The organism is Petrotoga sp. Shatin.DS.tank11.9.2.9.3, assembly GCF_003665005.1.
In the GTDB taxonomy this organism is placed as follows: Bacteria; Thermotogota; Thermotogae; order Petrotogales; family Petrotogaceae; genus Petrotoga; species Petrotoga mobilis.
The window spans coordinates 20,917-45,633 of sequence record NZ_JGVT01000006.1 but is presented as its reverse complement, the minus strand read 5'-3'; the positions used below and the strand labels follow the sequence as shown (position 1 = coordinate 45,633).

At 35.0% G+C, this 24,717-nt stretch carries 21 protein-coding genes and 3 tRNA genes; 13 read left to right on the top strand and 11 right to left on the bottom strand.

The features are described from left to right. Positions 1-29: 29 nt before the first annotated feature. A tRNA-Val gene (locus BZ25_RS06880) sits at positions 30-104 on the top strand. A 370-nt stretch (positions 105-474) separates the two neighbouring features. Then, entirely contained in the window at positions 475-1,839 is a 1,365-nt protein-coding gene (gdhA, locus tag BZ25_RS06875; protein ID WP_121567475.1) for an NADP-specific glutamate dehydrogenase, read from the top strand. Between the two features lie 26 nt (positions 1,840-1,865). Here the strand turns inward: gdhA and BZ25_RS06870 are convergent, their stop codons facing one another. From BZ25_RS06870 to BZ25_RS06835, 8 genes are all read right to left on the bottom strand, one after another. Continuing rightward, a complete protein-coding gene (locus BZ25_RS06870; RefSeq protein WP_121567474.1) occupies positions 1,866-2,729 on the bottom strand; it encodes a deoxyribonuclease IV in 864 nt (287 codons plus the stop codon). 355 nt (positions 2,730-3,084) lie between these two features. Then, positions 3,085-4,437, bottom strand: a complete 1,353-nt coding sequence (locus BZ25_RS06865; protein ID WP_121567473.1) for a GlmL-related ornithine degradation protein — start codon at positions 4,435-4,437, stop codon at positions 3,085-3,087. Continuing rightward, entirely contained in the window at positions 4,434-5,591 is a 1,158-nt protein-coding gene (gene aspC / locus BZ25_RS06860) for an aspartate aminotransferase (protein ID WP_121567472.1), read from the bottom strand. The genes BZ25_RS06865 and aspC overlap by 4 nt, the downstream gene beginning before the upstream one ends. A 97-nt stretch (positions 5,592-5,688) precedes the next feature. Further along, positions 5,689-7,029 (bottom strand): 23S rRNA (uracil(1939)-C(5))-methyltransferase RlmD, encoded by a 1,341-nt coding sequence (rlmD, locus tag BZ25_RS06855; protein ID WP_121567471.1) that lies wholly within the window; start codon positions 7,027-7,029, stop codon positions 5,689-5,691. Between the two features lie 213 nt (positions 7,030-7,242). Next, positions 7,243-8,538, bottom strand: a complete 1,296-nt coding sequence (murD, locus tag BZ25_RS06850; protein ID WP_158584877.1) for a UDP-N-acetylmuramoyl-L-alanine--D-glutamate ligase — start codon at positions 8,536-8,538, stop codon at positions 7,243-7,245. Beyond that, on the bottom strand, positions 8,535-9,479 hold the full coding sequence (gene mraY / locus BZ25_RS06845; protein WP_121515553.1) for a phospho-N-acetylmuramoyl-pentapeptide-transferase: 945 nt from the start codon (positions 9,477-9,479) through the stop codon (positions 8,535-8,537). Before mraY ends, murD begins: the two co-directional genes overlap by 4 nt. Next, positions 9,467-10,759: a UDP-N-acetylmuramoyl-tripeptide--D-alanyl-D-alanine ligase gene (gene murF / locus BZ25_RS06840; RefSeq protein WP_121515552.1), complete on the bottom strand. Its 1,293-nt coding sequence runs from the start codon at positions 10,757-10,759 to the stop codon at positions 9,467-9,469. Before murF ends, mraY begins: the two co-directional genes overlap by 13 nt. Beyond that, positions 10,759-12,261: a UDP-N-acetylmuramoyl-L-alanyl-D-glutamate--2,6-diaminopimelate ligase gene (locus BZ25_RS06835; RefSeq protein WP_121515551.1), complete on the bottom strand. Its 1,503-nt coding sequence runs from the start codon at positions 12,259-12,261 to the stop codon at positions 10,759-10,761. Before BZ25_RS06835 ends, murF begins: the two co-directional genes overlap by 1 nt. A 111-nt stretch (positions 12,262-12,372) precedes the next feature. Between BZ25_RS06835 and BZ25_RS06830 the strand changes: the two genes are divergently transcribed. The 11 genes from BZ25_RS06830 to rpmB all read left to right on the top strand — a co-directional run bounded on the left by BZ25_RS06830 (position 12,373) and on the right by rpmB (position 22,691). Next, on the top strand, positions 12,373-13,380 hold the full coding sequence (locus BZ25_RS06830; RefSeq protein ID WP_121515550.1) for a heat-inducible transcriptional repressor HrcA: 1,008 nt from the start codon (positions 12,373-12,375) through the stop codon (positions 13,378-13,380). A 173-nt stretch (positions 13,381-13,553) separates the two neighbouring features. Then, complete coding sequence (locus BZ25_RS06825; protein ID WP_121515549.1) at positions 13,554-14,258, top strand: nucleotide exchange factor GrpE; 705 nt, start codon at positions 13,554-13,556, stop codon at positions 14,256-14,258. Then, entirely contained in the window at positions 14,258-15,394 is a 1,137-nt protein-coding gene (dnaJ, locus tag BZ25_RS06820; protein WP_121515548.1) for a molecular chaperone DnaJ, read from the top strand. The genes BZ25_RS06825 and dnaJ overlap by 1 nt, the downstream gene beginning before the upstream one ends. 22 nt (positions 15,395-15,416) lie before the next feature. After that, a complete protein-coding gene (locus BZ25_RS06815; RefSeq protein WP_121515547.1) occupies positions 15,417-16,313 on the top strand; it encodes a YitT family protein in 897 nt (298 codons plus the stop codon). Positions 16,314-16,330: 17 nt separating this feature from the next. Next, positions 16,331-17,671, top strand: a complete 1,341-nt coding sequence (locus BZ25_RS06810) for a hemolysin family protein (RefSeq protein ID WP_121515546.1) — start codon at positions 16,331-16,333, stop codon at positions 17,669-17,671. After that, entirely contained in the window at positions 17,664-18,062 is a 399-nt protein-coding gene (locus BZ25_RS06805; protein ID WP_121515545.1) for a cytidine deaminase, read from the top strand. The genes BZ25_RS06810 and BZ25_RS06805 overlap by 8 nt, the downstream gene beginning before the upstream one ends. Before the next feature lie 308 nt (positions 18,063-18,370). Then, positions 18,371-18,901: an NUDIX domain-containing protein gene (locus BZ25_RS06800; RefSeq protein WP_012209615.1), complete on the top strand. Its 531-nt coding sequence runs from the start codon at positions 18,371-18,373 to the stop codon at positions 18,899-18,901. Positions 18,902-19,038: 137 nt separating this feature from the next. After that, positions 19,039-20,505 carry a glutamate--tRNA ligase gene (gene gltX, locus BZ25_RS06795; RefSeq protein ID WP_121567470.1) on the top strand — a complete coding sequence of 489 codons (1,467 nt, stop codon included), beginning with the start codon at positions 19,039-19,041 and terminating at the stop codon, positions 20,503-20,505. Between the two features lie 14 nt (positions 20,506-20,519). Next, a complete protein-coding gene (gene cysS / locus BZ25_RS06790) occupies positions 20,520-21,911 on the top strand; it encodes a cysteine--tRNA ligase (protein ID WP_370038217.1) in 1,392 nt (463 codons plus the stop codon). A gap of 96 nt (positions 21,912-22,007) precedes the next feature. Continuing rightward, positions 22,008-22,409, top strand: a complete 402-nt coding sequence (locus tag BZ25_RS06785; protein WP_233552367.1) for a chemotaxis protein CheX — start codon at positions 22,008-22,010, stop codon at positions 22,407-22,409. 90 nt (positions 22,410-22,499) lie between these two features. Then, complete coding sequence (gene rpmB / locus BZ25_RS06780) at positions 22,500-22,691, top strand: 50S ribosomal protein L28 (protein ID WP_012209619.1); 192 nt, start codon at positions 22,500-22,502, stop codon at positions 22,689-22,691. A 45-nt stretch (positions 22,692-22,736) separates the two neighbouring features. Here rpmB and BZ25_RS06775 read toward each other — a convergent pair. The 3 genes from BZ25_RS06775 to BZ25_RS06765 form a co-directional block, all read right to left on the bottom strand. Further along, a tRNA-Arg gene (locus BZ25_RS06775) sits at positions 22,737-22,813 on the bottom strand. Between the two features lie 24 nt (positions 22,814-22,837). Beyond that, positions 22,838-22,927, bottom strand: a tRNA-Ser gene (locus BZ25_RS06770). 69 nt (positions 22,928-22,996) lie between these two features. Beyond that, positions 22,997-24,712: a diguanylate cyclase gene (locus BZ25_RS06765; protein WP_103065807.1), complete on the bottom strand. Its 1,716-nt coding sequence runs from the start codon at positions 24,710-24,712 to the stop codon at positions 22,997-22,999. Positions 24,713-24,717 lie beyond the last annotated feature (5 nt).

The window sequence follows — 24,717 nt, the reverse complement described above, 5'->3', positions numbered from 1 at the left end:
ATGTATAATATTTTAGAAAAGTGTTTTGGGGGCGCTTAGCTCAGTGGGAGAGCGTCTGCTTCACGCGCAGAAGGTCGTAGGTTCAAACCCTACAGCGCCCACCACTTTTTTAGTACTTCAGTAGGTTTTGGTTCAAACTTTCCGCATACCTCCTGGCACTCACTCAAGAATCTAAGAAAGATAAATTTTTTATTAAAAAAATATAAATATTTTTTTAATTTACTTTCTTCAGTAATAACTAATCACCTGAAAAACACTTTAGATAAATGATTTAAAGCATATTCAACGAAAAATTTTAAAATTTTGCGAATTTGCAAGTTTTGTGTATAATCTAAAAAACTTAGTAAATATATTCATTACCATTTATTAGTAATAATGAAATATATTTCATTGAATTGTTTACTATGAAGATAATTTCTTGTTGTTTGTTCTTTCTTAAGTATACCGGGGAAAAGCTAAAAGGAGGAGGTAACCATGCGTAACTCTATTGAATTAACCCAAGAAAATTATGTTGACAGCATAATTGAAAGGGTAGTTGTAAGGAATCCTGGAGAAACCGAGTTTCACCAGGCGGTACGTGAAGTTCTTGAAAGTATAAAACCAGTTGTTGAACTGTATCCTGAATTTGAAGAAAACGGGATTTTAGAAAGGTTAACTGAGCCTGAAAGACAGATTATCTTTCGCGTTCCATGGGTAGATGATCAAGGGAACGTTCATGTTAATAGGGGATACAGAATAGAATTTAACTCCGCATTAGGGCCTTATAAAGGGGGATTGCGTTTTCATCCCACCGTATACCCTGGAATTATGAAGTTTCTTGCATTTGAACAAACTTTCAAAAATGCTTTAACTGGAAGGCCTATAGGTGGAGCAAAAGGTGGCAGTGACTTCGATCCAAAGGGGAAGTCAGATTCCGAAGTTATGAGATTTTGCCAAAGCTTTATGACTGAACTATACAGACACATTGGGGAACAAACCGATATTCCAGCTGGAGATATAGGTGTCGGAAAAAGAGAGATTGGGTATCTCTTTGGTCAATACAAAAGAATTACCAATCGTTTTGAAGCTGGTACCCTAACAGGAAAAGGAATAGATTGGGGTGGAAGTTTAGCAAGAACAGAAGCAACAGGGTATGGATTGGTTTATTTTGTTGAAGAAATGCTAAAAGATATTGGTGAAACATTTGAGGGCAAGAGGGTTATAATTTCTGGATCCGGAAACGTGGCTATTTACACTGCTCAAAAAGTTAAAGAACTTGGTGGAAAAGTGATAGCTATTAGTGATTCTGATGGTGTAGTATACGATCCAGAAGGGATAGATTTAAATTCTGTGATTGAGATAAAAGAAAAAAGAAGAGGAAGAATAGTTGAGTATCTCAAAGCTCATCCTTTTGCTGAGTATAATGACAATAGTAAAGATATTTGGAAAATTGAGTGTGATATTGCCTTTCCATGTGCTACACAAAACGAAATAGATACAGAAGAAGCAAAAGCACTTGTGAATAATAGTGTTTTAGTAGTAGCAGAAGGTGCTAATATGCCGTGCACTCCAGAAGCTATTGAGTGTTTCCAAAAAAATAACGTTATGTTTGCCCCAGCTAAAGCTGCCAACGCTGGTGGTGTTGCTACCTCTGCATTAGAAATGACTCAAAATAGTATGTGGGAGTCTTGGAGTTTTGAAGATGTAGATAAAAAACTACGAGAGATAATGAAGGACATATACAGTAGTATAAAGGCGACAGCTGAAGAATACAAGAAAGACGGAGACCTTATTTTTGGGGCTAATGTAACTGCTTTTCTAAAGGTAGCAAGAGCGATGATGGATCAAGGGATCGTTTAAAAATACCCCCATCTGGGGGTATTTTTTTAAAGCTTTCCTAATTCCTTGAAGATATCTTTTACTACTTTTATGTCTTGGCTATGTTCTGGATCATCTCCAGGGGTTTCAAGTATCAGAGGTAGCTTAGATATTTCATCGAAAGAGAAGAAGGTTTTAAATCCTTCCCTTCCTATGTATCCTTTGCCTATAAATTCGTGTCTGTCTTTAGCTGCGCCTACGTCATATTTGGAATCGTTTAGATGAATCATTTTTAGTTTGTTTAAGCCGATGTATTTGTCAATTTCATCTAGTAGTCTTTGCACCTCTTCTTTTTTTCTTATGTCGTAGTTTGAATCGAATCCATGGCAGGTATCGTAGGTTATGCCTAATCTTTCTTTCCATGGTGATTTGTTTATTATTCTTCCTAATTGTTCCATGGTGTATCCTATGTTTGAACCTTTTTGTGCAACGTTTTCGAGCAAGATAGTTACTTTTGTATTCTGAATTTCTTTGAAGACGATATCTAACCCTTCTAATATTTTGTTTATGCCGAATTCTTCACCTTCACCTAAATGGCTTCCTGGATGGAAGTTGTAGTGAAGTATTCCTAATTCGTCTGTGGCTTTTATTTCTTCTATCATTGCATTTATGGATTTTTCTCTGATGTCGTCTTTTGGAGAGGCGAGGTTTATTAAGTAGCTTGAATGAACTAAGACGTCTTCAAAATTTATGTTGAATTCGGTCATTGCGTTTTTGAAGCCTTCTACATCGTTTTCTTTTAACGGGTTTACTTTCCAAACCCGTGGTGAGCTTGTGAAGATTTGGAAGGTGTTTCCTCCTATGTTTGCTGTGTCGGGAGGGACTTTTGTGAAGCCTTTTGAGATTTTCATATGTGCGCCGATTTTTATCATTTTTTTCACTCCCAGTCGTTATTAGTTTGCGGCCCTTCCCCCCGCACCCCCACCCATCTAAGGAAGGACCTGCGGTCCTTTACAACCAACAGGGGAAGAAGGCTTCACCCTATACCCTTTTAAAATTGATATCTTATTTTTGAAAGATGAACTTTTTTGTAAGCTACGCTTAGTTTTTATTAGCGCCCTTCCACCCCGCTCCCCACCCGTGAGGAAAAGAGTCTTTATTAGCGCCCTACCCCCCACCCCGCCCGTTTAAGGAAGGACCTGCGGTCCCTGTCCCAGCAAGATTGTAAAGGGTTCCGCTCCGCACCCCGCCCATCTAAGGAAGGGCTCAACCCTTAAACGCTATCCTCTATAGCCATTCTATATCGTCTTGTAGAATTTTCTTTGCTATTTCTTTGTCTAGGTTTGCGATAACACCTATGTTAGCGAATATGTAATTTTTGTCGTAGGCGAAGGTTACGTCTTTTGGTGGTAGTAGTAAATCTTCTGAGTTTTTTAGCTGCTTAAGGCTTTCAAATATCTCCTTTTTGTATTTTGATCTGGATAGTATTCCTCCAGTGCCAAAGATGATTTTAACGGCGGTTAAATCTTTCCCTTGAGCTACCTTTTTTCTTCCAGTGGGGGTAAAGATGTAATCAATTCTTCCAGCATGTCTTTTTAGGGATGTTAAGAAGCAAAACTTTGCCAAGTAAGCTGCAAATTTTTCTTGCTCGTCGTTTTGTGGATACGGGGATAGATTTTTTAGTATCTCTTCGTAGTTTTCAAAGTCTTTTTTTATTTGTTCTTTGCCTATCATTTCAACTACGTTATGCGCGTTTACGTATATTCCCATGTCTCCATCTACCGTTCTTTTGGAACGGGGTTGTGGAGATACCAAAATCTTTTGAATTTCTGGTGAGCCATCGGTAACGGAGTCTATATCAGTTGTAGCCCCTCCAATGTCAACTGTTAGAACATCTCCATACAGTTCATTTAGTAATTCAGTGGTATTCATAACAGCCGCAGGGGTAGGGATGACTTCTTCATCCACTACATCGTAGATTTTTTCCATGCCAGGGGCGTGAATTATGTGTTTTGAGAAAACCTCTTGGATTATTTTTCTTGCCGGTTCAACGTTGAGGTGATCTATTTTAGGGTAGACGTTTTCTGTTATGATTATGTTTTTGTCCTTTTCTTTGAAGATTTCTTCTATTTCTTCTTTCACAGCAGTGTTTCCTGCGTATATTATGGGGATTTCTAGTGGTAACTCAGAGAGTAATTCAGCATTGTAAAGAACGGTTTCTTCTTCCCCGTAATCCACCCCGCCTGATAAGAGAATCAATTTTGGCTTAATCTTTAAAATTTGCTTCAAATGGGTTTCTCTAAGTTTGCCGGATGTGATGTATTTTAAAATAGCTCCAGCGCCTAAAGCTGCTTCTTTCGCTGCCCTAACTGTCATATCGTATACCAGTCCATGGACCGTCATACTTAGCCCACCGGCGGCGGAAGAGGTTGCTAAAAATTTTTCCCAACTTATTTTATCTTTAATTTTTTCTTCCATATTTTTTAGTGCCTTTTCTATTCCAATGGTTACATCACCTTTGTCTATGGTCGTGTAACTTTCTGTTTGAGCTATTATTTTAACGCTCTTTTCTGTGAGTTGGTAAGCTGTGATCACCGTTGTGGTACTTCCTATCTCAGCTACTAATAAATCTATTTTCATGTATTTTCCTTCTCCAAATCCGTTAGAAACTTTTTAAGTATTTCAACTGCCTTTTTCAAATCATTCATAGAGGCTGCAAAAGAGAGTCTGATGTGCCCATCAGAAAAGAAAGCCGAACCTGGGACTACTGCCAAACCATACTCGAGTAACTTTTCACAGAATTCTTTGTCATTCAATCCATACTTCGATATGTCGATAAAATAATAGAAAGCACCTTTTGGCTTATTGAATGTCAAACTGAGTTTTTTGAATTCATCGTACAAGTAGTCCCTTCTTTTTTTGAATTCTTCTATCATGTAAGAATTGTCTATTTCTAAGGCTTTGAGTGCAGCATATTGAGATGGTGTGTTTACGTTAGAAGTGGAGTGAGATTGAATCTTAGCCATCTGAGTTATGATTTTTTCGTTGGCAATCGTATATCCCAATCTCCATCCTGTCATTGACCAGGTCTTTGAAAAACTGTTTATCAATATTGTTCTATCTTTTGATTCTTCAAAGGTTGCCATAGAGGTGTAACTACCGTCGTAAACAAGGGCATCGTATACCTCGTCACTTAAGATTATAAAGTCATGTTCGATGGAGAGCTTTGAAATAAAGCCTAAAAACTCCTTATCGTAAACCACACCTGTTGGGTTGTTGGGAGAATTAATAATTATGGCTTTTGTTTTTTTGGTTATAGCTTTTTCCAACTTTGTTTCTTCGGGGATGTAGTTATTTTCTTTCGTAGTTTTAACGTGAACGGGGATTCCGCCAACCATTCTGATTTGTGCGTCATAACTGACCCAAGATGGGTCAATTAAGATTATTTCATCGCCTGGGTTTGTTATCAAAAAGAGTGAGTTAAATAGTGCTTGTTTTCCCCCATTAGTTACGATTACATTGTTCTCATTGTAATTAGTTGAGTATTTTTTATTTATATATTGAGCTATCTTTTGTCTGAGTTCTTTTATTCCTTTGTTGTCGGTGTATTTGGTTTTCCCTTCTTTCATGGCTTGGTAAGCTGCGTTTATTATAGGCTGAGGAGTATCAAAATCAGGTTCTCCAGCTGTCAATCTGACTATTTCGTACCCTTTGCTTTGTAGTTCTAATGCTTTTGAGTTTAACTCGATAGTTGCAGATGGTTGAATTGATTCTATTTTAGCAGAAAATTCCATAGGAACCTCCTTTTTAATTGTTGGGAGTTTATTAGCGCCCTTTCACCCCGCTCCCCACCCTTCTAAGGAAGCGGAGGGCTTCGCCATGTAAACCACCTCAGTTTTTTTCTAGAATTCCAACGTTTTCGATGTGGTATGAGTGTGGAAACATGTCAAATGGTTGAACCGATTTGAGAGTGAATCCATTTTTTGTAAAAAGATTTAGATCTCTGGCAAATGTTGAAGGGTCACAGGATATATAGATAATCCCTTTTGTTGCCATAGAAGAAAGTAAATGGATCTCTTCCTTTTCCAGTCCTTTTCTTGGGGGATCTAAGATGACATAGTCAAATCTTTTATCAGAATTTTTCATGAGATACGGTTTCGAGCTTGCTAGGATGAAATTAACGTTTTTAATAAAATTTATATGAGAATTTGAAATTGCAGCCTTTACTGAAATTTTGGAGGTTTCAACGGATTCTATGTGTTTAAAGAGTGGTGAAAAGTATATTGAGAATAAGCCAACACCAGAGTATAAGTCTAACATAGTGTCATCTTTTTGTGTGTTGTTTTTGAAATATTCTAATATGTGCCTTAATAGCTTTTGTGTGACGTTGTAGTTGTTTTGAAAAAAGGAGGTTGGTGGAATTTGGAATTTAAAATCATCAAACTCCTCATTTAATACTCCTTCACCGAGAAGCGTTTTGTAAGGACCTCTTAGTACAACGCTATCCGAACTGTTCATCAAGTGTATCAGTGAATAGGGCTGGAAATTCTGTTGAAAAAACTGTTTTATCTCTTCTTCGTAAGGTAAATATTCTGTGTTGGTAACTATAATTACCATCGTTTGATTTTTGGAAAATGATCTTCGAATGACTAAGTGTTTCAAGATACCTTTTTTTGTCTTTTTGTCGTATATTTCGATATTCAATTTGTTAACTAGTTCTCTGAATTTATTTCTTATGTTATCGAATAAGTTTGGTGAGATTGGGCATGAGTAGATATCAAGAACATTATTTGAATTGGCGATATTTAAACCTAATTTTAATTTATTATTTTTCTGAAAGGCATATTCCATTCTGTTTCTGTAACCCCAAATCAAATCGCTTTCGATTATGTCATTAACAAGGGAGCTATCTAACTTTCCGATTCTTTCTAACTGTTCTTTTACTATCTCTGTTTTTGATTTTAGTTGGGATTTATAATCGTAATCGAGCCATTGGCAACCCCCACACTCGGGGAAGTGCTTGCATTTGGAGGATACCCTTTGATGGGATGGTTGTAGGATTTCTTTTAGATCTGCGAATACTAAATTTTTATTCGTTCTTGTTGGAATAACTGAGACAAACTCTCCAGGGTAAACGTTGTTTACCATGTAGATTTTGTCGGCATAACGAGCCATGCCGTATCCACCGTAGACTAATTTTTCGATGACGATTTTTACTTCTTCATTATTCATCTAACTGCCTCCAAAATTGGGGAATTATTGTCCTTATTAGCGCCCCTTCGCCCCGCAGCCCGCCCGTGAGGAAAAGGATCATCATTTGCGCCCCTTCGCCCCGCAGCCCACCCATCTAAAGAAGGGACCCGCGGTCCCTTAGATCCCCGCAGCCGCCCATAAGGAATAAAGGAAGGGCTTTGCCATTAACCCTTGAATTTGCAGCCCGACCATTTACGATTTTTCGACCAATAAATTGAAATGTTCTCCTCTTTCTTCATAATTTTTGTATTTATCAAAACTTGCGCCAGCTGGTGAAAATACCACATTGTCTCCAACTTCACATATTTCACTTAGGTATAAGAATACTTCTTCTAAATTATTTTTGAAGATAAATTTAGAATTCAAGGGGTATTTTTTGACTTCTTTTTCCATTTCTCCGAATACTATTACAGCTTTGGCGTAGGTTTTAAGTTCTTCGATTAATGGTGTTAAGTCTTCATTTTTAGGGATTCCACTTAGGATTGCTATATAATTCTTTCCTCTGAAACTTTTATAAGCGTTGTATGCGGAGTGAACGTTGGTTGCTTTTGAATCGTTGTAATAATTGACTCCGTTTTTGCTTTTTATCAGTTCCAACCTATACTTTAGTGGTTTAAATGAGTTTATTGCTTCTTCGATAACTTTTTCAGAGATCCCAAGATTTAACGTCGTCACTGCTGATGCCAAGATGTCTTCTTTGAAGATGTCCAGTTCAAACATTTTGTTGTTGACTTGTATCTTTTTATCTTTGTATTTAATGTAATTGCCTTCAATCATGTTTTTAGAAAACGTTATAATCCTTTCACTTGTTTGATAATCTTTTAGGTTTAAAAGATTTACAGCATCTTCGTTGATAACCGTTACTCCTCCTGATTTGAGGGTTCTTAACAATAAGTTTGCTTTGGTTTTGTAATAATCATTCAAGTCTTTATGCCAGTTTAGATGATCGGGTGCCAGGTTCGTTAACACGGATATTTCAGGAGTAAACGTTTTTGACCAGAATATTTGAAAAGAGCTAACCTCAACTACGTAGTAGTTTAGAGTTTCTGACGCTTTTGCTAAGGGAACTCCAATATTACCACCCACAAAGGTTAAAGGATCTGCGAATTTTAATATATGTCCTATTAAAGAGGTGGTGGTTGATTTTCCATCGGTTCCTGTTATTCCAATAAAAACAGCTTTTTTGTTTTCTTTTTTTATATTCTGCCATGAATACTCTAATTCTGTAGTGTAATCGATATTGTTTTCAAATATTATTTTAGCAGCCTTACTGTTTGGTGGGATACCAGGGCTTACGATAGCCAAATCACAGTTTTTTAAAAGGTCGTTGTGGTTGGTTTCATATTGAATGTTGTTTTTCTTAAAGTATATTTCATCGCTTTCTTTAAAATCTTTGTCTTGACTGACGAAGATTTGATGGTTTGTTTCTAAAAGCTTCGTTAGTATATCTGTGTTACTTTTTCCGTATCCTACAAGGCATATCTTCACCGTACTCCTCCTAGTGCGACTATTCCAGTTAAAAAGTTTATAGTCCAGAACGTTAGAACGATTCTTTCTTCACTCCATTTTTTTAGTTCAAAATGATGATGAATTGGAGCCATTAAAAAGACTCTTTTTTTTCGTAGTTTGAAACTTCCTACTTGTATTATAACGCTAAACATCTCCGAAATAAATATAAAACAGGTTAAAATGGTGAAAAGTTCAACGGAATAATATAACGCTATAGAACCTAATATCCCCCCTAAAGCTAAAGATCCAGTATCTCCCATGAAAATTTTTGCCGGTTTTATATTGTAAAAGAGGTACGCTATTACTGGCAAAATCAATATGGAGATGTGATTAAAATTCATACCTGTGATCAGTGCGGTGAATAGTGCTGATATCGCATAAGTTCCTGCTGACAGTCCGTCTATTCCGTCAGTTAAGTTTGTTGCGTTGGACATACCTGTTAGGTATATTATTCCCCACAGTGGATAGAAAAATTTTAGGTCTAAGCTTTTAGTTGTGAAAGGTATTTTCAATATCGAATGGGGATTGAGTATTGATATGAGATATACTATGAGTATAGAGAATAAGAATTGCATTAACAATTTTTGTATCGCTGTTAATCCAGTTGAGTCTTTCTTTTTTATACTCAGATAGTCATCTAAAAATCCTATGAATCCAAAGAGTAAAGTGGCAACTCCAATTATTAGAAATAAATCTTCTTTTTGGATGAAGTAAGTGAGCATACTTAGAAAAAAAATAGCGAAAACGAATAAGATTCCCCCCATTGTAGGGGTTCCTTGCTTGTAATTATGAAGATCAGGCCCTTCTTTTCTGATATATTGTCCAAATTGCCTTTTTTTTAACCATTTTATAAATGTTGGATAGAGAAAAAGTAAAACAATAAAAGTTATTAATGAAGTATAAAATATCAATCTTTCCAAGTTAAGCCACTTTCCTTGAGATATTTGTTTATTCCTGTAGCGTTAGATCCTTTTATATAGATCACTCCTTCGGTGGTGTTTGATATTATTTCATCAATTGTTTTTAGCTCTTGAAAGAAGGTAACTTTATCGTTTGATAGATAAGTGAATTTTTCTTGGGGATCATAGAAATAAATCTGATCAAAAATTTTTAAGGCTTCTGTTATAACTTTAATGTGGTACTCTTGACTGTATTTTCCTAGTTCCTTTATTTCTCCCATTATGATAATTTTAGGGGAAAGATTCAACTTACTTATGCTGTTAAAAGCACTTTTGAAAGATTCGTATGATGCGTTGTATGAGTCGTTCACTATTAGAAGACTTCCACGTTTTATGGTTTGAAAACGATCTTGAGGGATATTGATTTTGGATAAATAGTATGGATCGATTGGTAAGTCAATGTATCTCAAAAACAACAATCCTGAAAGTAAGTCTAATATCTGACCTTCACTCCAATAATTGTTCAGTGTTACCATGAAATCTTCTTTAAGAATTTTGGCGTAAACAGTTGTGGTGTGGTTCTCATTGTACTCGAAACTTTGTAAAACAGCATCGTTTTCATCTTTGGTTCCAAAGGTTAGTTGGTTAAGATGTTTTGGTGCCAATTCCTTTAATATCGAGTAGTCTCCATTGATTATCAAAACCCCTTTATCCATGCTACTTGTTATCTTCATCTTTTCCTTAGCTACCGTCTCTAAAGAATCTAAAAATTCCAGATGTGAAGCCCCTACGTTTGTGATGATAGCGACGTCCAATTTAAAGTATCTCGATAAAAATTCGAGGTCTCCTTTTTTTCTAAGACCCTCTTCTAGTATGACGGTTTCTTCGTTGTTATAGTTGTTTAAAATCGATAATGGTATTCCTATCTCTGTATTCAAATTCATCTCGTTTCTATAGGTTTTGAAATAAGCTAACAACAAATAGTACAAGCATTCTTTCGTGGTGGTTTTCCCGGTGGACCCAGTTATTCCGATCTTTAATTTGGCGTTTTGATTAATCAATGTGGAAGCAGAAATAAGCATTTCTTCTAAGACGTTGTTGACTTTGATTATTTTTTCTTTCGGAAAACCTGCAACATCTTTTTCAACAATTACGTAAGACGCTCCGTTTTTCAATGCGTCGTTTATAAAAAGATGACCATCCGTTTTCTCACCTTTTAAACATAGAAATACATCACCCTTGTTGACTTTTCTAGAATCAATTTGAAAATTATGGCCTTTATATTTTAATCGTTCCAACACTACCTTCCCGAACTCCTTTTTATTTTGTTGATTAGTTTTTTTGTTACTTCGAAGTCGTTGAACTCAACTTTTTTTCCGTGGGCGAAGAGTTGGTATTTTTCATGGCCTCTTCCCGCTATGATTACCATGTCCCCTTTGTTGGCAAATCTTAAGGCTGTGTCGATGGCGGTTTCTCTATCAGGTATCACAATAAAATGTTTATTTTTGTCTATACCTTTTGATACATCTTCTATTATTTGGTTGGGGTCTTCATCTTTTGGATCATCGTTGGTTAGAACTATTACGTCTGAATTCTCACTTACAACTTGTCCCATCAACATTCGTTTCCCTTGGTCTGCGTTTCCACCAGCTCCAAATACGGTGATTATCCTTCCTTCAGTTATTGAAGAAGCGCTTTTCAATACTTCGTTAAGTGCATCAGGAGTGTGCGCAAAGTCAATAACGGCAACAAATCCCAACGATTGACTGTTGGGAACGATTTGGAACCTTCCAGGGACACCTTTAAATGTTGAAATGGGGTAGATGATTTTTTCAGGATCCAGCCCGAATAGGGTAGCTATTACAAAGGCATTTGTTATATTGTAAACGTTGAACTTCCCTATCAAGTGGGATCGTATTTCAAAACTTTTATTTTCCTTTGTTGTGATCGTGAATTTCATTTGCTGAAGCGTTTGTTCGTAATTATCTATCACAAAGTCTGCATTTTTTTTGAATCCGTAGCTGATAACTTCTTTCCCACTCTTTATGAAGTCTTCTTTGTTCAACCTGTCGAGATTTATTATTATTTTTCCTTCATCTTTTAAATAGTTCATCAGTGACAACTTGATATTTTTGTATTCTTCAAAATCTTTATGATAGTCCAAATGATCCCTTGTGATGTTTGTGAAAGATATGATATCGAATTTAAAGCCTTCAATTCTTCTTTGATGGATAGCATGAGAGGATACTTCCATGTTTATAAATTCAATATTATTTTCTTTGCTTTTTTTTAATATTTTGGACGACTCTAAGATACTTGGAGTCGTGTTGTATGGTTCATTAATTACCTCGTCGTTTATTTTAATTTCTACAGTGCTTATTAACGTAGAATTCTTACTTACTTTTTGCAAGATGTGATGAACTAAAGATACCGTTGTGGATTTGCCATTAGTTCCTGTTACTCCCAGTATTTTAAAATCATCTGGAGAGATGTCGAATAATTTGTGAGATAAATCGGCAGCAGCCTTTTTAATATCATCTACGATTATATATTGCAGAGAATCATTTGTTGGGATCTTTTCTTCGTCTTGAGCAATTATTAATGAAGCACCTTTATCAAATGCTGAAAGGATAAAATCATGGCCATCGAAACGTGAACCTTTAAAAGCGATAAAAACATCGTCTTTTTCAACGTTTTCACTGTTGTCTTTTATACCGGCTATATTCAATATCTCTTTGGTTATTACTTTCTTTTTTATATTACCGTTTAAAAATTGTATTATTTTGTTTGAAGGGATTCTCATTAATACTGCCTCCTAAATGTTAGTTGTTACAATGTGGTAAATTAATATATTTGACAATGTATATAAGACCTGGTATCATATTATTAGCACTTACTATGTGGGAGTGATAAAATGTCTAAGGTGCTACACGATAGACAAAAAGAAATTCTAAAAACCATTGTTGAATTATACTTAAAAAACGATAAACCAGTTAGCTCAGATGAAGTTTTGGAAAACTCAAATATCAAAGCCAGTAGCGCCACTATCAGAAACGATATGCAAAAACTTCAAAGATTAGGATACATATATCAACAACACTCAAGCGGTGGAAGAATTCCTACAGATTCCGCATTGAAGATCTATTTTCAAATGATAAAAGACGCCTACAACCAAGAGGATACACATATTGATATTCCAAAAAAGTACAAATTTTATGATTTAAATCTTATGTTTCAAAGCTTGAGTGAACTAATATCTAATACCTTGGAAGGTTTGGTGATTTTTGAATATCCCAATCCAAAGTATGTATATATAACAAGGGTAACAGTCACTCCCTTAATGGAGACAAACAACGTCATTACTATTTTAACAAATTTAGGCTTAGCTGTATCCAGGACGGTTGAAATATATGGTCTGCCACCTTCAAAGGAATTGGAAAATATTTTGAATAATGGTCTTGTTGGCAAATCTTTTCATACACTTTTCATGTTTCTTTCAGCTCCAAAATTTGAAACAGAAGATTTAAGAGTAACTAATTTCATAGAGATTTTGGGACATCTAACATCTGAGTTCAATAGAAAAAAATACATTATAAGTGGTCTTGAAAAAATTATCTCTCAATCTATTCCAGACTTGGAAGCTATTGAAGCGTTGGCTTCTATGGTTGAAAATGATACAATCAAAGAAGGAATATTTAAACTTTTAGATTTCACCGATGATATAGAAATATTATTTGGTGAAGATTTAAACTCTAAAGCTCTAAAAAAGATGGTGTTTTTCTACACTACTTACAAATTAAATGCCGACCCTCTTGGTAGAGTGCTGTTTATAACACAAAAATACTGTAATTATGAAAAAAATTACTATTTTTTGAGAGAGTATATTTCTAGACTCTCAGAGATTATATCAAAAAATTTATGAAATTAGTATATAATTTTGTTTATAGACTTAGTTTGTTGTAGTATACAAACGATGTTTTTAAATGATTTTGACTTTGAATTCGGGGTTTTTAAGGGGCTTGCCCCTTAACGGTTGGTGAAAGGGCGCAAACTTAAAAATAGTAATGATCAGTTTTTAGGAGGTGTTTTTTTGAAATGGAAGAAAGAAAAAAAACTGAAGAAATAACAGAACAAGAGGAACAACAAGAAATAAAAGAAAAAGAATTAAGTCAGGAAGATATCGAATCGTTGAAAGAGAAATTAGAAGAATTAGAAAAAGAAAATAATGAGTTAAAACACGAGTTGAAAAATCTAGAAAAAGAAAGAGATGAATTTAAAGAGTATTCTATATATCTTAAAACTAAATTTGAAGATTACAAAAATTTAGTGGAGAAAGAAAAAAAGCAGATAAAATTGAACACAACAAAAATGATAATAGAAAAATTACTTGTCCCATTTGAAAAGTTGAATCTTTCTTTGAATTACAAAGATGAACCCGAATTTGTTTCTGCTGTTGAGATGGTTTACAAAGATATGTTGAAAGTCTTTGACTCCTTGAAAATGAATTTTATAGTTCCGCAAAAAGGGGATCAATTTGATCCATTCGAACATGATGTTGTTGACAAATTTGAAACAAAAGAAGTGAACGAATACTGTATATACGATGTCCAATCCATCGGGTACAAATTGGAAGGTGAAGTAATAAAACCAGCAAGGGTTATAGTGGCTGTTAAACCGAAAGAGAACGCCTCGAGCGGGGTCAAGGAAAAAGTTGAAGACAAGAAAAACCCTTGTGACGAAAATGTTGATTCTGACGAACAAACTGCGGAAGGGATCGACTCAAAAGAAGGTGACAAATAATTATGGCGGAAAGAAAAGATTATTACAAAATCTTGGGAGTAGATAGAAACGCATCACAGGAAGAAATAAAAAAAGCCTATAGACAAAAAGTCAAAGAATGGCATCCTGATAGACACATTGAAAATAAAGAAGAAGCAGAGCGCAAATTTAAAGAAATTCAGGAGGCTTACGAAGTTTTAAGTGATCCACAAAAAAGGAAAGTGTACGATAGATTCGGCTTCGTACCAGAAGAAGGAACCGCCTATACAGGGCAAAGTAATCCAGGCGGTGGCATGGGTGATATTTTTGGAGATATATTCGGAGAAGGTTTTGGTGGAGGCACCGTTTCGGACTTTTTTGATATGATTTTTGGTACTGAAGGAAGCGGTAGTAGATCTTCCTCTAGGCGAAGAAACGTAGTCAAAGAACGTGGAGAGGATATTAATGTAGTAATCAGTTTAAAATTGGAAGAGATTATTTATGATGTTAAGAAAATTGTCGAATACAACAGGTACGAAGTATGTCAGCACTGTCATGGTACCGGGGCAGAAAACGGCACCAGTTTTGAAACTTGTCCAAGGTGTAACGGAAGAGGAGTTATTAGAGAGGAACAAAGAAGTTTTTTTGGAAGTTTTGTAAGGACTTATACATGTCCAACGTGTAACGGAGAAGGCAGAATAGTCAACCGTAGATGCCCTTACTGCGGTGGTAGCGGAAAAGTTTTGAAAAAAGAACGAATGGAAATTACGATACCTGCAGGAGTTCCAGATAACTATACCATGAGAATAAGAGATAAAGGAAATGCAGGTAAGAACGGAGGTCCAAATGGTGATTTAATTGTTCAAGTAAGAGTTCTTCCGCATGAAAGGTTTATCAGAAAAGGAGCAGATTTAGAAACAGAGATCACAATAAATTATTTGAAAGCAGTTTTGGGAGGAACCGTAAAAATTCCCACGTTAGAAGGAGATATAGAAGAAGAGTTGCCAGAAGGAACCAACCCTGGGACAATTTTACGGTTTAAAAATATGGGACTTCCAGAATTTGGTGGAGGTAAAAGAGGAGATTTATATGTCAAAATAAACGTAAAAATCAACAAACCATCGAGAAAAGAGCGGAAGATCCTTAGTCAACTTTTGGAAGAAACAAACGTTGAATAATTCATCTTGGGGGGTATGAAGATTGAAATTTAATATCTCTGATCAAAAAATAGTTATCAAAGATTATATAATTATTACGGTCGGTACTTTGATAACGGCTATAGGGCTAGTTCTTTTCATGATCCCTTACAATATTATTGCTGGTGGGGTTAGCGGATTGGCTATAATATTAAACAATTTTTTTGGTTGGTGGGTAGGGGTACAAATGTTCGCTTATAATTTGATTTTGTTCTTTTTAGGGTTTTGGTTACTAGGAATAGGTTTTGGAATAAAGAGCATTTATTCGGCTGCTTTGCTTTCCTTTTCCACTGATTTTTTTCAACATGGTTTAGGCTGGGATCAACTCATTCCTTCATTGATGAGAGAAACAGGAAACGCTGGTCTAGAAATGAGCTTATTGGCTGCATTTTACGGAGCCCTGATAGCTGGATTTGGCATGGGTTTAGTTATATGGAAAGGTGCAACTACCGGTGGAACAGATATAATCGCAATGATTTTCAACAAGTATTTCTCTTTAAGTGTGGGTACGGGTCTTATGATTGCTGATACTGTTATAACCGCATCTTCCATATTAATCAGTCCTTTATTACCAATGTATGGAATAATAGCAATTTTTGTAACTGCAAGGACTATAGATGGGGTGATAGAAGGATTTGAATCGACAAGGACGATTTTGGTTATCAGCGATCATTATGATAAAATTAAAGAAGATATATATAACAAATTAGATAGAGGAGTCACCTTTTTAAAAGGAGTTGGTAGTTACACTAATCAAGAAAAAAATATAGTAATGGTGACCATTTCAAGGTCCGAGATAGGTTTGCTTAAGAATATTGTAAAAGAGAGGGATAGTAACGCGTTTATTGTTATTTTGCCAAATAGTGAAGCCATAGGATATGGTTTCAAAAAAATATCTTAACAAGGAGATGATGGAAAGTGGATGACCCCGGTGGTTTGTGGGGCTCATTAATATTACTGGTTGTTCTTTTATCTTTGTCTGCTTTTTTTTCAGGTTCTGAAACTGCTTTGACTACAATAGGGAGATACAGGATAAGAGAACTGATCGATGAAGAAAAAAATGAGAAAAAAAGGAAAAAATACCAACATTTTGTTGAGAATCCGAATCATTATTTAACAACCATACTTATAATGAACAACCTTGTAAATATCTTAGCTACATCTACGGCGACAGCTTTTGCAGTCAGTTTAATGCCCTCTTCTCATAGCGGTGCCATTGGTTTAGTAACAGCTATAATGACCCTATTGATATTGATTTTTGGAGAAATAACACCCAAGGTATATGCAAGAGAAAATAGAGAGAAATACTTTAATTTTGCCTTTTTTACAATCTATTTTTTAAATCAACTATTAACACCCGTTGTGTGGTTACTTGTAAACATTACAAACGTGTTTATTAGGCTTTTTGGTGGTGAGACCATTACCAATGCTCCACCCCTGATCACAGAGGACGAAATAATTTCTTACTTGGACATAGGGCATGAAGAAGGGGTAATTGAGAAAAGTGAAAAGTACCTGATGCAAAGAAGTCTAGAGATGAAGGATACCTCTGTCAAAGAAATTATGACTCCAAGAGTTGATATATTAGCGATTGAGGATACAAAAACCATGGAAGAGTTGATAAAGATAATAAATGAAGAAGGGTACTCGAGGATTCCTGTTTTCAAGGAAACGTTGGACAATGTAATTGGCATAGTTTACGCAAAAGATATTTTCAAAAAGCTCGATGAGGTAAAAGATTTTACCAAACTGCAAAAATTAAGAGTTGTAGAAATTATGCATAAACCATTCTTTGTACCCATAACGATGAAAATAAGAGATGTTTTTAGGCTGTTTTTGAATAATCATACACATATGGCTATAGTCGTTGATGAATATGGAGGAACCGCTGGATTAGTTACTTTAGAAGATATAATAGAAGAAATGACCGGAGAGATTTTTGATGAGTACGATGACTACAGCGATGAAACTAATATAATAAGAGTAGCAGAAAATGTTATACTAGTTGATGGCACAACACCAATTAATGACGTTGAAAGAGAGTTGGATATAGAATTTCCAGAAACTGAGTTTGAAACCATTGGTGGATTTTTACTTGAAAGGTTCAAAAGATTTCCTAAATCTGGAGAAATATATTATATTGAAAATATTGAATTCGAAATTGTTTCAGTAACTATCAATAAGATAGATAAAGTTAAAATAACTGTACATCCAAAAATGCAAACAGACAACCAAGAAAGGGCTGAAAAAGATGAATGATAAAACTATAGTTGAAACGTTGTATGAAGAAGCTATGAAAACAAGAGAAAATGCATATGCTCCTTATTCTAATTTTAAAGTAGGTGCGAGTTTGTTATCGGATAACGGGGAAATATTTTCAGGTTGTAATGTGGAAAATGCTTCGTATGGATTATCTCTCTGTGCTGAAAGGAACGCAATATTTTCTGCTGTTGCCAAGGGCAAACGTGAATTCAAAGCCATGTTAGTCGTTGCAGAAGGAGAGGCACCTGTAAAACCATGTGGGGCATGTAGACAAGTAATGGCTGAGTTCGGGGATTTCGACGTTTATCTAGCAAATACCAAAGGGAAAATAGAAAAGACGAAAGTAAGTGAGTTACTGCCAAATGCCTTTAGCCCAAAAGATCTGTGAAATAGCTAAAAATTCATTAAATGGGCAGGTAGCTGGGCGAAGGGGTTAAAGATCCCTTTATCCTTTAGGGTGGGGAGCGGGCAAAAGGGGCGCTAATAAAGACTAAGCACAACGTAGAAAAAAGTTCGTCTTTTTTCAAAAATAAGATTTTGATTTTAAAATGGGTTCCAGGGCGGAGCCCTCCCCCTGGTGGGTTAGGGACCGCAGGTCCCTCCTTAGAAGGGTGGGGAGCGGGGTGAAAGGGCGCTATTATAAAGTTTTTGTGTTTCTAAAAACACCAAAATCAAAATATAGGAGTTTAACTAAAAATGGATTTAATAGAAAAAGAATTATCAAAAGAAGTGATCTTTAGAGGGAAAATCTTAGATCTAGAAAAATACCACGTTGAATTGCCCAATAAAAACACTTCAACCAGAGAAGTTGTCAACCATCCGGGGGCAGTAGCGATATTGCCGGTAGATGATGAAGGGAACATCTATCTTGTTAAACAATACAGATTCCCAATAAGAAAAGTATTAATAGAAATACCTGCAGGAAAGTTTGATTCCCCCAATGAGGACCCTTTGGAATGCGGTAAAAGGGAATTAGCAGAAGAAATAGGGAAGCAAGCAAATAAATGGATTGAATTAGGATACATATACACAACCCCGGGTTTTTCAAACGAAAAAATATATTTATATTTAGCAAAAGAATTAACTGAAGTAGGAGTCAATCCTGACGATGACGAGTTTGTTGAAATCTTAAAGGTAACCACAGATGAAATGAAAGAGATGATAAAAAAAGGCGAAATTACCGATTCAAAAAGTATTTGTGCTTTCTACAAATATTTACTTCTTTAATAAATGGGCATGCTGCGTGGCGAAGGGAAAGCCTTTTAAACTTCCTTAGATGGGTGGGCAGCGGGGCGAAGGGGCGCTAAAACAAATTTTAGAGTTTCTAAAAACAATAAAATCAAATAATTTTGGAGGACTAAACAATGATCTTAAACACTGTAAGAACAAGGTTTGCACCAAGTCCAACAGGATATCTCCACGTTGGTGGAGCTAGAACGGCACTTTTTAATTATCTCTTTTCCAAAAAAAATGAAGGAAAATTTATCTTAAGAATCGAAGATACAGACATAGAACGTTCAACAAAAGAATCTGAAGATCAACTTATAAACACTCTAAAATGGTTGAATTTGAATTGGGATGAAGGACCTATAATTGGCGGAGATTATGAACCTTATCGCCAAAGTGAAAGGTTAGAAATCTATCAACGAAGAGCAAAGGAACTAATAGAAAAAGATAAAGCATACGAGGCATATATCTCACCAGAAGAGATAGAAGAGGTAAAAAATCAGTTAATAAGCGAAGGTAAACCACCACATTATACCTATGATTTGATTTCAAAGTACAACACAAAGGAAAGAATTGAACAGTACAATAATAAAGGTTTAAATCCCGTTGTTTTTTTGAAGATGCCTCAAAAAGATTATGAACTCGACGATAAAATAAAGGGTAAAGTCATCTTTAAGAAAGGTGCTATAGGAGATTTTATAATTCTGAGAAGTAATGGTATACCTACATACAATTTTGCTGTCGTTGTAGACGATATCGAAATGAAAATCACCCATGTTATCAGGGGGGACGATCATTTACCAAACACTTTGAGACAAATGGCAATTTATGAGGCTTTTGAGGTGGAACCCCCAATATTTGCTCATGTTTCTATGATCTTGGGACCAGACGGTAAAAAATTATCCAAAAGACATGGAGCTACCTCTGTCGAAGAGTTTATGGTTCAGGGATACTTGCCTGAAGCTGTTGACAATTATCTAGCACTGCTTGGTTGGTCTCATCCTGAGGGTAAAGAAATATTGCCTCTCTCTGAAATAATTGATAATTTTACCTTGGATAGGGTCAATTCGAGCCCTGCATTATTCGATGAGAAAAAATTAAAGTGGATGAACGGGCAGTATCTAAGAAACAAATCTCTGGAAGAAATTTATCAACTCGCAGAACCTTTTGTGACTGGATCAAAACTTCTAAGCAAAGAACAATATGAAGTAAACAAAAAATGGGTTATTAAAGCTTTAGAAACTATTCTTTCTTCTGTTGAAATATTGAGCGAAATACCTGAAAAAATGGAAGTTTTTTTAAAAGATGTATATCCAGATACAAACGATCCTGAATTTAAAGAATACTTTGATAAAAGAGGAGTAAAAGAAGCTATCAATTTGATTTATAAGTATTTCAATGAAGATGACAGATGGGATACACAAACTATAACAGAGAATTTAAAGAATGCTATGAACGAAGCCAATCCTCAAAAGAAACCATTTTACATGTCTTTAAGAAAAATTTTAACGGATTCATTTCATGGACCCGATTTGATAAATACGATATTTTTATTAGGTAGGAATACTGTTTTGGAAAGACTTCAAAGGGTGACCGAGATTTGAAAAGATTTCCTAAAATTAAAATATACGATACTTTAAGTGGACAAGTAGTTGATTTAGTACCGGTGAAAGAAGGCGAAATAAAGATTTATCTTTGTGGACCAACAGTCTACAACTTGTTACACATTGGCAATGCAAGACCTATTATAATATTCGATGCCTTTAGACGTTTTTTGGAATATATTGGTTACAAAGTTACATTAGTACAGAACTTCACTGATATAGACGATAAGATCATTGAACAAGCAAAAAAAGAGAACTTACCTTTCGAAGAGGTAGGTAAAAGATATATAATTGAATACTGGAGAGATATGACAGCTCTTAAAGTGAGGGCTTTTAATTTTCATCCAAAAACTACCAACTATGTTAATGAAATTATTTCTTATATAAAAGAACTTGAAGAAAAAGGCTATGCTTATAAGGCTGAAAATGGAGATGTTTACTTTGAAGTGGGAAAATTTTCAAGATATGGAGAGTTATCCCACAGAAAGATTGAAGATATGAAAGTAGGGGTTAGGGTAGAAGTCTCCGAATACAAAAAAAATCCTTTGGACTTTGCCCTATGGAAGGCTTCAAAAGAAGGGGAACCATTTTGGGAAAGTCCATGGGGAAAAGGTCGCCCAGGGTGGCACATAGAATGTTCTGTTATGTCGTCTGAAATATTAGGCGACACCTTCGATATTCATGCGGGAGGTAACGATCTCATCTTTCCTCATCACGAGAACGAAAGAGCCCAAGCTATAGCAAAAAGTGGTAAGGATTTTGCAAAATACTGGATGCACAACGGAATGATTCGTATGGCACAAGATAAGATGTCAAAATCCTTAGGGAACGTTTGGTATTTAAGAGACCTTTTGAAAAAATTTGATTCGGATGTCTTAAAAATTTTTATACTCAGCAAGCATTATCGTATACCTATAGACGTAAGTGAAGAATTGCTTCGTAACCAAGAGGTATCGGTTAATAGAATTAAAGAATCTTTGAATGACGCTGAAGCTTTCTTTAACGGAAAAGTCCCTTATCCTCGGGAAATGAATTGTTTTAAGGAAGAAGAAAAGTATCTCATTAGTAGCCTCTCAAATGATTTTGATACACCATCAGTTGTGGCAAGAATTTTCGAATTATCAAGAGATTTAAACAAAGCGTTAAATTCACGTGATGAAGAAACAATAAAAAATAATTATTATATAATAAGAAATATTTACGGGAGTGTCCTGGGGGTTTTTGAAACTAACGAACAAATACAGAAGAACAATGTAGAATTAAATCAACTAATGGAAATCATTCTAAACGTAAGATCTGCTCTTAGAGAAGAAAAGTTATACAATCTTTCAGACTATATACGGGATAACTTAAGCAAAATTGGCATAGAAATAAAAGATACCCCTGAAGGAACAAAATGGTCTTAGAACTGGAGGTGTTCTCAAATAGACGTTAATATAATAAACTCAGTACTCGCCTCCCTCAAAAACACCTTTAAAATAATCACAAAGATGGATATACAATTGCAAAAGCCATATGTCGTTAAAGAAATTGAAAAACACTATGATGTGATTACTAATATTGGTTTTACCGGTGAACTTGAAGGGAACATTCTCTATTCTTTTTCCGAGAATGTCGCGAAGGATATAGTCAACAACATGATGGATGGTATTATGAAAATAGATGAAATTAATGATATGGCGATTAGTGCAATAGGGGAACTAGGTAACATGGTTTCTGGATCCATTGGTACTAATCTTGAAAAATATGGTTATAATATAATTGTAACACCTCCGTCCGTATTTACTGGTAAGATTGTAAAAGTGAATTCTAAAGGTGTCATAATAGAATTTCCAGTTTACGTTTCTGGCGACAACGAGATGGATTTGTACTTTATTTACAGAGAAATATACAAGAATTCTTAGTAAGGAAAATTGTTTTTGCCTTCATAAAATAGTTATAAAATTTCAAAATTTCTAAAAACAGAAAAAAGTATAGGCTAAGGAGGAATATAGATGGCAAGAAAATGTGAAATTTGCGGAAAAAGTCCTGCAACAGGAAACACCGTTGCTAAATCAAAAGTAACAACAAGAAGGGTATGGAAGCCCAATCTTCAAAAGATAAGAGTAGTAACAGACGAAGGTACAGTAAGAAGAATGTATGTTTGTACGAAATGTTTAAAATCAGGAAAAGTTCAAAAAGCTTAAGTAAAAAATCGGTCTAAAAGAAGACCGATTTTATTTTGCATAATTTGGCGTGCCTGGCCGGATTTGAACCGGCAACCTCCGGATCCGCAGTCCAACGCTCTATCCAATTGAGCTACAGGCACTTTATAACAATAATTGATAAAAAATGGCGGAGAGGGAGGGATTCGAACCCTCGGTAGAGTCACCTCTACACTTGCTTAGCAGGCAAGCGCCTTCGGCCACTCGGCCACCTCTCCGTGATTTTTGTTTCTTATTCAACCCTGAAATATTATAGCATTGATATTCTCACCTGTCAAGGAAACATTTCATTTCTTAGCTTTTTTCATCTCATACATCTTATTATCAGCTTCTTTTATTAATGATTCAAGGTTTATATCCTTTTGAAAATCTTTATATTCCGAAACACCGTAACTTAAATTAATCCTCACATTACCATCCACTTTTACCTCTTTGAGTTGCCTTAAAATTCTTTGAAAAATTTTGTGAACATCGATTTCTTCCGCATTTGGAAGGCCTAAAACGAATTCGTCCCCACCTACTCGTATTATCAAATCTGATTCTCTTAAGGTATTTTTTAAAACATCAGTTACCTTTCTTAGAATGTAATCTCCTGCATCGTGGCCGTAATTGTCGTTTATGTATTTAAGATTGTCAATATCAATAAAAACAACAGACAAAGGCTCTTGTCTTCTTTTGGCAAGTTGAAAATATTTTTCTAAAGCATAAAAACCCGCTCTTCTGTTGTAAGAACCAGTTAAATCATCGAAAGTTGCGTATTTTTTAAGTATTTCTTCAAGTTTTTTCTTTTCAGTAATGTCTGTTATGACCAAGATAATTCTACTCACATCAACTTCTTCATACGTTACACCCGTTATTAAAACTGGGACTTTGTCACCGCTTTTCGTAACTAAGTTAGATTCGAAAGAAATTGCATTATTGGTGCTTCTTTTTAAATTTTTCATATTTTCATTAAAACTTTCCCAATCCCTTTGATCTAAAACTTTTTTCAAATCTAAAATTCCGTCATCAAACTCAACCATTTTGTAGAATGATTTATTAGCATATTTAACCTCTAAATCAAAATCTAATAAAACCAGACCTTGTCCCATGTTTTCAACGACTTTTTCAATAAAATCTTTCTCTTTCTTCATTTCGTCGACTTTCTTCTTGTTTTCAGTTATTTCTAAATAAGCTCCAACCATATTCAAAGGCAGCCCAAACTTGTTTCGTTCTAAAACTTTACCCCTTGAAAGAAACCATTTATCATTATTGTTCACATCTTTTATGCGGTACGTTCCTTCAAATTTACTTGCTTTGGTTAAAAAATGTTCTCTTATATTTTTTATTAATGTTTCAGTATCTTCCTTATTGATCGACTCTTCAAATTTGCTCCATTTGCCTTCAAAAGGGTCTGTATTGGTTCCTAAGATTTCTTTGTATCTTTCGTCATAACTGAATTTACCACAGTTTACATCCCATTCCCAAATTCCTATTTGAGAAACTTCTAAAGCTTTTAGAATAATTTCTTGGTTTTTTTGAATGATTTCAATCTCTTTTTTGTATTTTTCACTTTCGCTTAAATCCTTTCCAATTAATATGTAAAGGTTTTCATCGTTTATATGAAAGGTTTCTAATTTGAATTCAATAGGTATTTTTTCTCCATTTCCGTTGGGAAAGTATGATTTAAAAATCAACAACTTGTTCTGATTTTGCCTTCTAAAGAAATATTCGATCTGTTTCTTAACGTGAACCTCAAAAAAAGTTATGACATCTTTACCGATAAAATCTTTTTTTGAAAAACCGAAATTATTTATCTTTTTGTTGACAAAAACAATTTTTCTAAAACAATCCATAATAAGTATGAGGTCGTTCAAGTCATCTAGAATGTAAGAAGGAAAGTTCTCTTCGTTAAATTCGAAGGTTTCGTTTTTTGATTCTTCTAACTTTTTTTGAAGTTGAGACAGTATGAAGTCTTTCTCTACCCCTGTAAGTTTTTCGTAGTTCTCGTTAATTTCATTCACCCCTT